Source organism: Anoxybacillus sp. ST70 (assembly GCF_019553625.1).
Lineage (GTDB): Bacteria > Bacillota > Bacilli > Bacillales > Anoxybacillaceae > Anoxybacillus > Anoxybacillus gonensis.
The window spans coordinates 154791-167717 of sequence record NZ_JAHZOF010000004.1 but is presented as its reverse complement, the minus strand read 5'-3'; the positions used below and the strand labels follow the sequence as shown (position 1 = coordinate 167717).

10 protein-coding genes are annotated in these 12927 nt (G+C 39.0%); 6 read left to right on the top strand and 4 right to left on the bottom strand.

Translation table 11 applies throughout. The annotated features are described in order from the left end of the window. Window positions 1-8: 8 nt before the first annotated feature. Window positions 9-2069: a GDYXXLXY domain-containing protein gene (locus tag K1I43_RS07880; protein ID WP_019417226.1), complete on the top strand. Its 2061-nt coding sequence runs from the start codon at window positions 9-11 to the stop codon at window positions 2067-2069. 92 nt (window positions 2070-2161) lie between these two features. Here the strand turns inward: K1I43_RS07880 and K1I43_RS07875 are convergent, their stop codons facing one another. Further along, window positions 2162-2926: a CAP domain-containing protein gene (locus tag K1I43_RS07875; RefSeq protein ID WP_019417227.1), complete on the bottom strand. Its 765-nt coding sequence runs from the start codon at window positions 2924-2926 to the stop codon at window positions 2162-2164. A gap of 226 nt (window positions 2927-3152) precedes the next feature. On the opposite strand from K1I43_RS07875, the gene K1I43_RS07870 reads away from it, so the two are divergent. The 4 genes from K1I43_RS07870 (at window position 3153) to K1I43_RS07855 (ending at window position 8409) form a co-directional block, all read left to right on the top strand. Further along, a complete protein-coding gene (locus K1I43_RS07870) occupies window positions 3153-4553 on the top strand; it encodes a PTS mannitol transporter subunit IIBC (protein WP_009360950.1) in 1401 nt (466 codons plus the stop codon). Window positions 4554-4748: 195 nt separating this feature from the next. Further along, window positions 4749-6824 (top strand): BglG family transcription antiterminator, encoded by a 2076-nt coding sequence (locus K1I43_RS07865; protein ID WP_019417228.1) that lies wholly within the window; start codon window positions 4749-4751, stop codon window positions 6822-6824. Continuing rightward, window positions 6825-7262, top strand: coding sequence for a PTS mannitol transporter subunit IIA (locus tag K1I43_RS07860; protein ID WP_026011586.1), 438 nt, complete (start codon window positions 6825-6827; stop codon window positions 7260-7262). Window position 7263: 1 nt separating this feature from the next. Then, the gene (locus tag K1I43_RS07855; protein ID WP_019417229.1) at window positions 7264-8409 is read left to right on the top strand and encodes a mannitol-1-phosphate 5-dehydrogenase; all 1146 of its coding nucleotides are present in this window, start codon (window positions 7264-7266) and stop codon (window positions 8407-8409) included. A 25-nt stretch (window positions 8410-8434) separates the two neighbouring features. Here the strand turns inward: K1I43_RS07855 and K1I43_RS07850 are convergent, their stop codons facing one another. Further along, a complete protein-coding gene (locus K1I43_RS07850) occupies window positions 8435-8827 on the bottom strand; it encodes a hypothetical protein (RefSeq protein ID WP_009360954.1) in 393 nt (130 codons plus the stop codon). A 142-nt stretch (window positions 8828-8969) separates the two neighbouring features. On the opposite strand from K1I43_RS07850, the gene K1I43_RS07845 reads away from it, so the two are divergent. Beyond that, the gene (locus tag K1I43_RS07845; protein ID WP_116052099.1) at window positions 8970-10673 is read left to right on the top strand and encodes a two-component system sensor histidine kinase NtrB; all 1704 of its coding nucleotides are present in this window, start codon (window positions 8970-8972) and stop codon (window positions 10671-10673) included. A 39-nt stretch (window positions 10674-10712) separates the two neighbouring features. Here the strand turns inward: K1I43_RS07845 and K1I43_RS07840 are convergent, their stop codons facing one another. Beyond that, window positions 10713-11600, bottom strand: a complete 888-nt coding sequence (locus K1I43_RS07840; RefSeq protein WP_019418236.1) for a response regulator — start codon at window positions 11598-11600, stop codon at window positions 10713-10715. Between the two features lie 12 nt (window positions 11601-11612). Beyond that, complete coding sequence (locus K1I43_RS07835; RefSeq protein ID WP_019418237.1) at window positions 11613-12863, bottom strand: sensor histidine kinase; 1251 nt, start codon at window positions 12861-12863, stop codon at window positions 11613-11615. Window positions 12864-12927 lie beyond the last annotated feature (64 nt).

Sequence of the window (12927 nt, the reverse complement as noted above, 5' to 3'; positions counted from 1 at the left end):
GCCACTTTATGGCACAACGTGTTGTGAAAACAACATATTTGTTAGGACTTTTGTTTTTGGTCGCAGCGCTCGTTTATTTTTTTGCTTCTAATTGGCCTGAACTTGGACGCTTGATGAAAGTCGGGATTGGTGCTGGGTTTATGATTTTGTTTTATGGCATGAGCGCCACGGTTTTTCGTCATCATTTTTTAAGTAAATGGTTGCTTATTTTTGGGGCGATAACATTTGGGATTTGTATCGCATTAATTGGTCAAGTATATAACTCGCATGCGGATAGCTTTTTATTGTTTTTCATTTGGTTTATTCCTACTGCTATGTTTGCCATGTTTACTCGCATTTCGTTTCTCTCTATATTCAGTTTCGGACTGCTACAGCTTACATGTTGGTTTTACTATTTTCCGTCTTCGTATCAAATTGAACGTGGAGAGTGGCCATCGTTTTTTATTTTATTGCTTTTTGCCGTAATCAACGGAATCATTTCATTTCTTGGACGTCCATCAATTGTTTCTGTTCTGGCTTATACGGCGATGCACAGTTGGCTATTTGTCATCTTTATCCAAGGGATTTCCACAGACCAGTTTCATTTTTGGCCATACGTATATGCTTTTATCTTCGTGTTGTTTTTAATATATGTAAGAAAACAACCGTATTTTATATGTACTGTGCTGTTTACAGGTATGTTTGGGGTTGTGCAATATTTTCGCTTTGTTGAGCGACATTTTGGTGGCAATTGGTATATATTTGGGCTTGTGTTGGCAGCCATTATCGTTTATATAGGCATTTATGCGCTTCGTTGGATGAAAAAGCGAAGCAACGGAAAAGTAGAGAAAATATTTTTTGTTGCTTTTCAAGTGATTGTCACAGGGGTGGCTTCCATCATTGTAGTTGGAAGTATATTGCAATTATTATCGTTTTGGTTTAATGTGTTTTCTCCTTATTGGTTATTTAGTATATCTGTTTTTTTATTTGTTGTTCCGGGATTGTTATGGAAAAGATGGAACGATGTTGTTCGTTACACATTGCTTGCGATTGGATATATCCTCGGTGCATTTAGCGTAACAGAGGTCTCCTTTATCGTAATCACTGTATATATCGCTGTATTATTTATTGTTTCATGGCGAATGTCGGCGGGTGTACGAACGATGACGAATATGGCAGTTTCGCTTTATTTCGCCATGATGATGCTTGATGAGTGGAGCGACATTCGTTTTACGTTATTTACTGTATTTGTTTTTTACGGCATCATTTATTGGATGGCAAAACATACGTATGAGCGACTCGTTTTCCTCGTTTTTTCATTCGCTACGCTTCTTTTATTAACGAGTGCTGATTTAGTTGTGGTGGATTGGGCGTATGTTGTATGGAATATACTGTTTCTTGGCTTTGTTGCCCTTGTTCTCTTTTTTCGTACGAATGAAAAAGAACAGTCGATTGCTTGGTTATATATCTTTTTGTTTTTAACGTTAAAGTATTATGAATGGGTATGGAGTTTATTGCATAAATCTGTGACATTAGCCATTGTTGGAGTATGTTTATTGATCGTTGCTTCGGTCGTACAAAAAAGAAAGTCGATTTCATTATCTTTCCATAAGCAAAAATGGTTACCGCTTTTCGTCATCATCATGTTGCAAGTTGCTTTTATCACTTATGTCACGTTTGATAAAGAGCAACATCTTCAATATGGTCAACGAATAAAACTGCAACTTGAACCAGTCGATCCACGTTCTCTCATTCAAGGAGATTATGTTCGTCTTCAATACGAAATTTCAACAATTGAGGGAATGAATGAGTGGGGAAAAGCACAAGTCATTTTACGGAAAGATGAAACAGGCGTTCATCGATTTGTTGGTGTTTATTCATTAAATGGGAAGCCACGAAATTCGACGATGTACCGAGAAGGCGATGTGTTAGTAAACGGACATATATATGGAAATACAATCATTTATGGAATGGAAACGTATTTTGTTCCAGAAAAAACAGGAGGAGAGATCCAACGCCATGCTCGCTTTGCCTATGTACGTGTAAGTAAGACAGGAGATGCGTTATTAGAAAAAGTGTCTGAACGGTAAGATAGAACCGCCGCCTCGTATGGAGACGGCGGTTTTTTTATGATGTTGTTTAGCTTCAAATGATATTTCCTTTTACAATGGTAAAGGAGACTTTACTTTCCAATAAACATTTGTGTCCAATAGTTTCCGTTTCCGTCAAATCCAACCCCGATATGCGTAAAGTTTCGATTTAAAATGTTCGCGCGGTGTCCGGCACTATTCATCCACGCATTAACTACTTCTTGAGGTGTTCGCTGCCCTTTCGCAATGTTTTCTCCAGCTGTTCGATAAGAAACGCCAAAATCGCGCATCATATCAAAAGGAGAACCGTATGTTGGGCTTGTATGCGAGAAATAATTATTTTTTCGCATATCTTCTGATTTTTTCTGAGCGACCGAGCTGAGCTGTGCATCAGCACGTAAAGCTGGAAGCCCTGCACGGGCACGTTCTCTGTTTGTCAAATCGATGACTTGTTGTGCATATTGACTAATACTTGTTGTCGGTGTTGTTTGTCTTGGTTGCTGCTGAGTCGGTTGTTGTGTTTGTCTGTTCGGTTGCGTCGGCGTCACCTGATTTGGACGTTGATACACATTTGGTGACGGCGTGTAAGGTCTTGGTTGCACATACATTCTTTGTTGTTCCGTTAACGATCGTTCGATTTGTGTACGTAAATTGGCTGCGTCTTTCGGATCGATCGGAACAAATTTATAGCGAGCTTCTTGAATCAATATCGCTTTTGTATGAGGATATTGATCGCTTGATAGCGTCGTATGCAAAGCAGAAATGTTTGAACGGTTGTTCATATCCATTGCGTTGTTACAGCCAACAATGGCAAGTAAACTTAAGGCGGCAATAGATTTCGTTAGTTTTGTTATCATTTGTGCATCCCTCCTTGGTATTTTAATCGTTATGCATCATTAGTTTTTGCCGTTACGAAGCAAACTAATAATGGGAATGGTTGAGAAATGTTTTTTCCTCTTTTTGTTTTTAAAAAATGACAAGATTGTGACAGACAAAATGATATTTACTTTACATTGAATGTGACCTGTAAGCGCTTTAATATGAAGCTATAGCAAGACCAAATAAAAAAGAGGAGGAAGGAACATGGAAAATCAAACAGGTTTTCGTGTAAAAGTGCAACGATTTGGCAGTTATTTAAGTGGAATGATTATGCCAAACATCGGAGCATTTATTGCGTGGGGAATTATTACTGCATTATTTATCCCGACAGGTTGGTTGCCAAACGAATCATTCGCTAAATTAGTTGGTCCAATGATTACGTATTTATTGCCATTATTAATTGGTTATACAGGCGGAAAAATGATTTATGACGTTCGTGGTGGTGTCGTCGGTGCAACCGCAACTATGGGGGTGATTGTCGGTTCAGACATTCCGATGTTTTTAGGTGCCATGATCATGGGGCCGCTTGGCGGATATGCCATTAAACAGTTTGACAAACTTGTTCATGGGAAAGTGAAACAAGGTTTTGAAATGTTAGTAAACAACTTTTCGGCAGGTATTATTGGTGGGTTACTCACATTAGTCGCTTTCAAAGGAATTGGTCCAGTTGTTTTAGGATTAAACAAAACATTAGCAGCAGGCGTAGAAGCAATTGTTAACGCGAAATTGTTACCTTTAGCAAACATCTTTATTGAACCAGCAAAAGTATTATTTTTAAACAATGCAATTAACCATGGTATTTTAAGCCCGCTTGGTATTGAACAAGCAGCAAAAACAGGAAAATCTATTTTATTCTTGCTTGAAACAAACCCAGGTCCAGGTCTTGGTATTTTACTTGCTTATTGGTTATTCGGAAAAGGGATGGCAAAACAATCAGCGCCAGGTGCGGTGATCATCCATTTCCTCGGAGGAATTCACGAAATTTACTTCCCTTACATTTTAATGCGCCCAGTACTCATCTTAGCTGCAATTGCCGGTGGTGTGAGTGGGGTGTTTACATTCACAGTATTTAATGCAGGTCTTGTTGCAGTTCCATCGCCAGGAAGTATTTTTGCGCTACTTGCTATGACGCCGCGCGGTCATTACTTAGGAGTTCTTGCTGGTGTAATCGTTGCTGCTACCGTTTCTTTCTTAGTGGCATCCTTCTTCTTAAAAACATCAAAACAAGAAGAAGGCGATTTAGAACAAGCAACAGAACAAATGCAACAATTAAAAGGAAAGAAAAGCAGCGTGGCTTCAGCTTTAAGCACTGCGGCGCCAAAACAAGTGAAAAAAATTGTTTTTGCTTGTGATGCAGGAATGGGATCAAGTGCGATGGGTGCTTCCATTATGAGAAACAAAGTGCAAAAAGCTGGACTTGATATTGAAGTAACAAATACAGCGATTAATCAATTGCCAGCGGATGCAGATGTGGTTATTACTCATCAAAATTTAACAGATCGTGCGAAAGAAAAATTACCAAATGCATACCACGTATCTGTTGAAAACTTCTTAAATAGTCCAAAATATGATGAATTGATCGAGATGTTAAAAAAAGGTGAATAACGAATAAACAAGCAAAAAGGTAAGTGAACAGCTTACCTTTTTGCTTCTTCCATTTAAAAAATGTCAACATGTAAAATGACGAAAAAGCGCTTTCTATTTGTTGTGATTCAAGAAGAGTGACGGTAAAATTTTTCTTGAAAAGCAAACGCGTTTTTAAAAATTGTCAACAATCGTTGCTAGATGGGAGGTGAGTGTGTGTATATATCAGCGAGAGAAAGAAAAATATTAGATCTTTTATTAGCGAACCCAAAAGGAATTACAGTAGGAGATGTCGCTAAGCAATTAGATGTAAGCGAGCGAACGGTTCACCGTGATTTAAAAGGTGTTGAACAAGTTGTTGAATCATATGATTTACAACTAATAAAAAAAGCAGGTGTTGGTATTCAAATCGTCGGAGAAGAAGAAAAAAAGCGTCAGCTACAAATGCATGTATTTCGTTTATCACATACGGAATATACACCTGAAGAGCGGCAAACGATGATTTTAATTGCTTTATTAGAATCAGGAGAACCGGTAAAGTTAGTCTCTCTTGCGAATGATTTAAACGTAACAGTCGCCACGATCAGCAACGATTTAGACAAAATGGAAGAAAAGGTAGAAAAACACGGCCTTTCCCTCATTCGTAAAAGGGGATACGGGGTCGAAATATGTGGCTCCGAAGCAGCAAAACGTAAAATGATGAGCGAACTGTTATTTGATCATTTTGATGAATCACAATTTCTCTCTTTAATGAAAGAGTCTATTCAAAAAAAGTCAACAGATTTAGTAAATACAGTAACAGAGAAGTTGCTTGGGCTTGTTGATAAAGAAAAATTGTTTATGATCGAACAACAAATTGAAGCGATGAAAGAAAATCTTACGTTTACGATTGCCGATAGTTCGTATATCGCTCTCGTTATTCATCTGGCATTAGCCATTGAACGCATTGTGCAAGGAGAGGCTATCCATTTTGATGCCCAACATTTGCAAGCGATTCGTGCAACGAAAGAATATGAAACAGCAGAAAAAATCGCAAAAAAATTAGAAGAAGTTTTTCATGTTGTGATTCCCGAAGAAGAAATTGGTTACATCACGATGCATTTAATGGGTGCAAAGCTAAGAACTCGGCGTGGATATATGTTAGAAGAGGCGAGTTTAGCAATCGCGATGAAAGCGCAAGAGCTCATTCGTTTTGTGAGCGATAAAATAGGGATTGATTTAACGGACGACTATCCATTGTACGAAGATTTAATTGTCCATTTAAAACCAGCTTTATATCGTATACAGCATCATATGGGCATTACTAATCCGTTGCTTCATAAAATTATGCAAGACTATAGCGAATTGTTTCATATTGTGCAACAAGGTGTACAACATGTATTTTCGGATATAACGGTGCCGAAAGAAGAAGTTGGTTACTTAGTTCTTCATTTTGCATCAGCGTTATTGCGCGAAAAGAAAGGGTTGCGTGCGCTCGTTATTTGTTCAAGCGGAATTGGAACGGCAAAAATATTAGCTACACGTCTCAAACAAGAAATTCCAGATATTTCTCATATTGAACAAAAGTCGTTTTTTGACGTTCGACATATGGATGTGCACGAATACGATTTGATCGTATCAACGATTCCACTTCATACGTCGCAACCATATTTTCTTGTGAATCCGATGTTGCCGGAAGAGGAAGCTGTTGCAATTCGCCAATTTTTAAAAACAAAAACGTTTTCTATGCGTTTTCGAAAAACGAATCCATCGAAAAAAGGGATTGAAAAAATCCGTTCGATTCACGTGGTCAGTGAGACAATCGTTCAATTGTTAAACAGTTTTTCGTTGCTCGAATTATCGTCTCATTCCATGAATGATGCATTAATGTATGCTTGTACACATCTTGAACGACATGGAGCCATTCGAACGAAAGAGATCGTCGTGAAGGAGTTGTTGCGACGAGAGCAAATCGGTGGATTAGGAATCCCGAATACTACTTTAGCGTTGTATCATACGCGAAGCGAGGCTGTTTTGCGACCATCTTTTACGATGTATACACTAACACAACCAAAAACGATCGTCGGTATGGATCAGCAACCGATGCAAGTGAATCGTCTTTTGTTGTTGCTTGCACCTCAAGATGCGCAAGACGATATGTTGCAAGTGCTTAGTCATGTCAGTTCGCTCATTATTAAAGACGAAGAAAGTATAGAGTTATTTTCAAAAGGTAATAAAGAACAAATTTATGCATTTTTAAGCACACAATTAGAAAAATTTTTTTACGAACAACTTCAACATCATAAGGAGTGAATCACAGTGGCAGTTTTAGCAAAAGAAAATATTGTACTAGGTGCAGATGTAAAAACGAAAGAACAAGCGATTCAATTAGCAGGACGTATTTTAGTTGAACGAGGGTACGTAGAGGAGTCTTATATCGACAAAATGTTTGAGAGAGAAGCATTAACTTCAACATATATGGGGAATTTTGTAGCGATTCCGCACGGTACGGAAGAAGCAAAAAAACTTGTGAAACAAGCCGGTTTATCAATTGTTCAAGTGCCGAACGGCGTTGATTTTGGAGGAGGAAATATCGTCAAAGTTTTAATCGGTATTGCAGGTAAAGATAATGAGCATTTAGAAATTCTTTCGAAAGTTGCGATTGTATGTTCAGAAGAAGAAAACATTCAAAAAATGATTGAAGCAACGACTGAAGATGAGATTTTAGCACTATTAAACGAGGTGGAGTAACATGTTAGCTGTCCATTTTGGAGCAGGAAATATAGGAAGAGGATTTATCGGAAGTTTATTATCTCAGTCAGGGTACGATGTTGTGTTTGTTGATGTAAACGATAAAGTTGTACAAGCGCTTCAACAAAGAGGGCAATATGAAGTGATCATCGCGGGAGAGACGACAGAAACACAAGTTGTTCGCCATGTATCAGCATTGCATAGTCAACATCAAAGACATGAAATTATCGCTCAAATTGCGCGTGCTGACTTAGTGACAACAGCTGTTGGGCCAAATGTGTTACCGCTTATTTCACAGACAATTGCAGAAGGATTGCAAAAAAGAATAACGGTATGTTCTCAGCCTGTACATGTTATTGCTTGTGAAAACATGATTGGTGGTAGTGAGCATTTAAAGAAATATGTATGGGAACATTTATCAGAACAAGAACAAACATCTTTAAAAGATAAATGTGCATTTTTAAACTGTGCAGTCGATCGTATCGTCCCAAATCAAAGTCACGACGATCCGTTAACCGTTGTCGTTGAGCCGTTTTTTGAATGGGTCATTGAAACGAAAGAAGTGATTGGAGATATTCCACACATGATCGGAGCCCATTTTGTTGATGATTTACAACCATACATCGAAAGAAAATTGTTTACTGTGAATACAGGTCATGCGATCGTTGCTTATTTAGGATATCGTAAAAAATATGAGACGATCCATCAAGCGATGGAAGACGGTGATATTTTATCGGATGTGACAAACGCTTTACGTGAATCAGGGCGAGTACTTGTTCATCAATACGGTTGGAATGAAGCTGAACATCAAGCGTATATTGAAAAAATTGTTCAACGATTTGTCAATTCTTCCATGACAGATGAAGTAACACGAGTAGCTCGTTCGCCAATTCGTAAACTCGGACCAAACGATCGGCTCATTCGCCCAGCGATGAAATATTATGAATGCTTTGGAGAAGTTCCTACATCTTTAGCCAAAGGAATCGCAGCATTGTTGTTATTTGATTATGAAGGGGATGCAGAAGCAGTACAACTTCAACAAACGATAAAAGAAAGCGGAGTAGAAGGAGCACTTGAAACGTACGCGAAGCTCCCGTCTGATCATCCACTTGCGGTAGAAATCAAAAAACAAATGCTTTATATGTAGGGGCCATCTTTATAGATGGCTCTTTTTACTTGGACTTCTTTTTCAAAAGAGTGCGAATGATTTCGGCAATAACTCCGATAACAACGCCAAACAATGAAATAGTGAGAAAAGAAATGATGCTTGTTATATCGCTCCAGCCATCGTGCAAATCGGTAACGGAAATGAACAAGACATAGCTCATTCCTATGAGGAAAAAAGCAAAGGATATAGTGATGAACGTTGTTTTGCCGAAAAAGCCACCTATTCCGATGATGCACGATAAAACAAAGGATATAATCGCAAAGCTAATAAATTGCTTCAAGTCTATTTGTATACTGAGCAATATACGAGATACGATCAGCGTACAAAGAAAGAGAAAAAACAAAAAAATGCTAACCATATACCATTGTTTTGATCGACTTCTCGGAATTTTAAACATCGCGGTCACCTCTTGATCATTTCCTTTATTATATCGCACCGTGAATTGGGCTGAACAGAAAAAAGAAGAAAATTGTCTTGTTGCTTATTGTTTTGTTTTAAAATAGAATGATAGAGTCAATTTTACGTCATAGGTGAATGTGATGAAACGATTATTTGCGATATATGTGACGCTCATCTCGCTGCTTGGATGTGCATTATTTTTATATACATGGCCGTTTTCGGACGTGAACGTACAAAACGAATGGTTTTTGTTATTGTTGTTTGCTGGGGCTGCCGTTTTGCTTAGTAGATATACGATATATTTGCCACCAAATGGAAATACTTTTACGTTAGAGTCGTCTGTTTACCTTGCTTTGCTTTTTACTCATGGGTTGCACTTTTCTTTAATCATACTTTTAATAAGTAGTTTTGTGATGTACTTTTGGTATCCACGAAAAACGTCATGGTTTAACCATGTATTTAATTTTTCTGTTTATACAATGATGATTTTTGGGAGTTATTATGCTTATATCGTTTTTGGGGGCGTTGTCGGGAAAGTTTCTATTTACTATTTTGGAGCCTATATCGCTTCCTTCGCTGCTTTTTTTGTTTTAAACGTATTGCTTATGACCATATATTTTTCATTGCGCTCATCTACTGAGTTTCGTTTGATTTTGTTAAATACTATAAAAGAATTAATATACATTTATATGGTAGAATTGACAGCCTCACTTATCTTGGCTATTCTTTTCGTTTTTGATACTATATTCGGTTTGCTTTTATATATGTTTATTATGTTGTTACTTTCAGCAGTTTTTAGGCAATACTCTCATTTGTACGAGAGATTGGCAGACGATAAGGCGTACATCGAAAAATTACTTAACTCTTTACCGATTGGAATTATCACAATGGATGAAACTCGTTCTGATTATTTTATTAACAAATCAGCTATGTTATTACTGTGCTTAGATCAAAGAAAAATAAAGGAGAAAATTAGAGAAGGATCGGAAGAAAACAGTTTGTTTTGGAATCTACTTACATCTCAAGATTCTTTTCAACAAGTAAAAATATCATACGACTCAGATGAGGGAGAGAGGGAATTTCTGGTCTCTAAAACAGATTTAATTATTCCACATAAAGAGCCAATTGGACGTATTATTTTCTTTCTTGATGTTACTGAAGCTGAAAAAATTTCTAGACGAATACATCAATCAGAAAAGTTGGCGTTAATGGGGGAAATGGCGGCAAAGGCAGCGCATGAAATTCGCAATCCGCTTGCGGTCATTCACGGTTTTTTAGCGTTTATGAACGAAAATTTACATGAACGCGATCGCGAACAATATCATATTCCACTTTTATTAAAAGAAATTGATCGCATTAACGCGATTGTGGAAGATATGCTTCTTATCGCAAAACCGAGCGCCCCCGTGATGAAAGAAGCGTATATGGAAACGATTGTTCAAGATGTTCTTTCTCTTTTTGAACAAACGTTAGAGGCGAAAAATATACGCGTGCACGTGCGCCTTGATCACGTGCCGTTACAGCTTGATTCAAAACAAATGATGCAAGTGTTATATAATTTGCTTCACAACAGCATCGAAGCGATGGAAGAAGGCGGAACGATTTGCATATATTCCGATGTCGATGAAACGTACAACATGTACATGTACGACTCTGGAAGCGGCATTCCGACACATATGCAGGAGACGATTTTTGAACCATTTATCACAACGAAGTCATCAGGGACAGGATTAGGATTAACGATCGTCAAACGAATTATTGAAAACCATGGCGGAACGATTGCGCTTCACAACAGCTCGGAACAAGGAACGACGTTTGTTATTAAGCTACCCATTCGACGGTAGAAAAAGAAAGAAAAAAGGTGTCCGTTACGGGCACCTCTGCTACATATTTTTTATTTCCATATAGAAGGCAGTTAAAAATTTTTTTACGTTAATTCGGCATTTTGTTGCTTTTTCCCCAGCTTCTAACTCTTGCATGCGCAGGCGAATTTCTTCAAAATCAAACAGGCGTGGGGCGAAATGCTCAAATGTCGGGTTGGTGTAATCGGCTAACCCGAGTGACGATAAGTGTGTAAACGCTTGTAGCACCATACGGCGGATGCGCTGTTCCATCGCGCGTATTTCTTTTTGCACAAGTTGCTCTTCTTTATACACACGTCGCACTATTTGGGCATATAGCTCTTTCAATGGCGGCAAGTCGTGAATCGATCGCCCTTGTTGTTCTTGTTCCGAAAGCCAGCGCATAATGGCTAATAAATCGGCTGCCCCCGCTTCGCCAGCGATGCCTAAGACGAGAAGAAGCTGCCGTGCCTTTTGTTCGGTCGTCGCTTCATGGGTGGCGAGAGGTTGTTTCGTTTTTTCTAGCGTTTGCAATAGGCGGCGGATGGAGTCAAGCGATGAAGCGACAGAAAGGTAGTCGGCGACTCGTTTTAAAACCGAGACGACTTCGTAACGGTTAATCGGTTTATGGATATATGTATCGATGCCGTGAAGATACGCTTGCCCAATCATTTCTTTATTTTCTACTTGGGAAATCATGATAAATGGGCCGGTAAACCCTTGCGCCCGCAGCTTTTTCATCGTTTGAATGCCATCAAGCCCTGGCATAAGTAAATCGATAAGCACGACATCGACAGCATATAGCTGATCGATCGATACATCTAGCCCATCCTCAGCCTGTCCCACGACTTCTCCAAGTCCGCTTTCATGAATAATTTTTTCTAACATTTTTCTTACAACCGCATCATCTTCAATTAGAAAAAAGTGCATGGCATCCTCTCCTTATAATTGTTTGCTAGGAATGTGTATTTGAAATTGCGTTTGGCCATTTTCGTCGGTTGTTAATCGTATGTTTCCATTGAAACTATGAACAATTTCTTTCGCGTGCGTTAGCCCGATGCCAGTGGATGGGTTGCCATTCTCATCGTATTTGGTTGTAAACCCAAGCTCAAACACCCAATCGCGCTCGTCTTCCGGTATTCCAGGACCGGAATCAGTGACGGTAAAGACGAGGTCGCTGCCATCAAGTTCAGCGCGAAGCTGAATCCACCCGGATAAGGGGATTGCCTCTACCGCATTGGCGACTAAATTATTTAAGACAGAAAGAAGGGCGTAGACGTGCTTAGTCGATAAGTCGAGATCGCACGTGAATTGAAAAGCAATTTCTTTTTTTAACGATTCCGCGTATTTTTGATTCGCGCGAATGACCATACCGCAAAGCTCAGCAATCGACAGGCGCAAATCACGCTGTTCTTGGTTCATTAATTCTGACAGACCAGCTAAAATGCGCTGGGAGTCTTTTTTGACTTCGTGCACATGTTCCGCGATATAAAGCGCAGTGCGCGGTTCAACCCTTTTCCCGTCCATTAACGTTGTGTATAGCTCGTAGCTTTTGCGTGTAATGTCCTCCATATGGCTCATTGATTTGCGCAAATAAAATGCTTCTTCATAGAGGCTGGCGTTCATCATCACGAGCCGTTCGAGTTCTTGCCGCCGGGCTTCTCCTAACGTTTGCATTTGTTGAAGCATCAAAATGTTGTATAGTCCAACAACACAAAAGCTTCGTAAAATTCCGAACAAAAGAAGCATAAAAATCGTTTCATGCGTGACAGCAATCATTTCGCCCATTAGATGACGGACAAACAGTTCGATAATATTAGAGGCGAAATCAATGCTTGCCCCGAGCAACGCGACATGAATAGGCAGTTCCATATAAGTGCGAATGCGGCATAGGTGAACAAAAAATGCAAAAGCGAGATAATAGCACGCAGCCGGAAGATGAGAAAGAAAATGATCGCTAAAAGATTCGTCGTTCATCAGTAGGTCGATGCTTGTCCGAAATAGAGAAATAAAAAGACCTGTGAGCACTCCTGTCCATATTACTGGCACGGTTCGAAACCAAATAAGCCCGAAAAAGAAAACGGCGCTTCCGAGCGAAAACCGAAACGAACTTCCAAACGGATTCACTTTCATTTCTCCGAAAAAAGCGGTTGCTATGATGAGAAGCAAGATTGGTAGTATCCGTTCGCGCATACATATCTCCTTTATCTTGGAAATAATAATCTCCATTTCCTATTATACAGGAAACGGAGATTCA

What these genes read in the sequence shown, in the direction of transcription:
- K1I43_RS07870 (WP_009360950.1), top strand. Translation starts at nt 3,153, where the DNA reads ATGGAAAATCAAACAGGTTTTCGTGTAAAAGTGCAACGATTTGGCAGT.
- K1I43_RS07875 (WP_019417227.1), bottom strand. Translation starts at nt 2,926, where the DNA reads ATGATAACAAAACTAACGAAATCTATTGCCGCCTTAAGTTTACTTGCC.
- K1I43_RS07850 (WP_009360954.1), bottom strand. Translation starts at nt 8,827, where the DNA reads ATGTTTAAAATTCCGAGAAGTCGATCAAAACAATGGTATATGGTTAGC.
- K1I43_RS07845 (WP_116052099.1), top strand. Translation starts at nt 8,970, where the DNA reads ATGAAACGATTATTTGCGATATATGTGACGCTCATCTCGCTGCTTGGA.
- K1I43_RS07835 (WP_019418237.1), bottom strand. Translation starts at nt 12,863, where the DNA reads ATGCGCGAACGGATACTACCAATCTTGCTTCTCATCATAGCAACCGCT.
- K1I43_RS07880 (WP_019417226.1), top strand. Translation starts at nt 9, where the DNA reads ATGGCACAACGTGTTGTGAAAACAACATATTTGTTAGGACTTTTGTTT.
- K1I43_RS07855 (WP_019417229.1), top strand. Translation starts at nt 7,264, where the DNA reads ATGTTAGCTGTCCATTTTGGAGCAGGAAATATAGGAAGAGGATTTATC.
- K1I43_RS07840 (WP_019418236.1), bottom strand. Translation starts at nt 11,600, where the DNA reads ATGCACTTTTTTCTAATTGAAGATGATGCGGTTGTAAGAAAAATGTTA.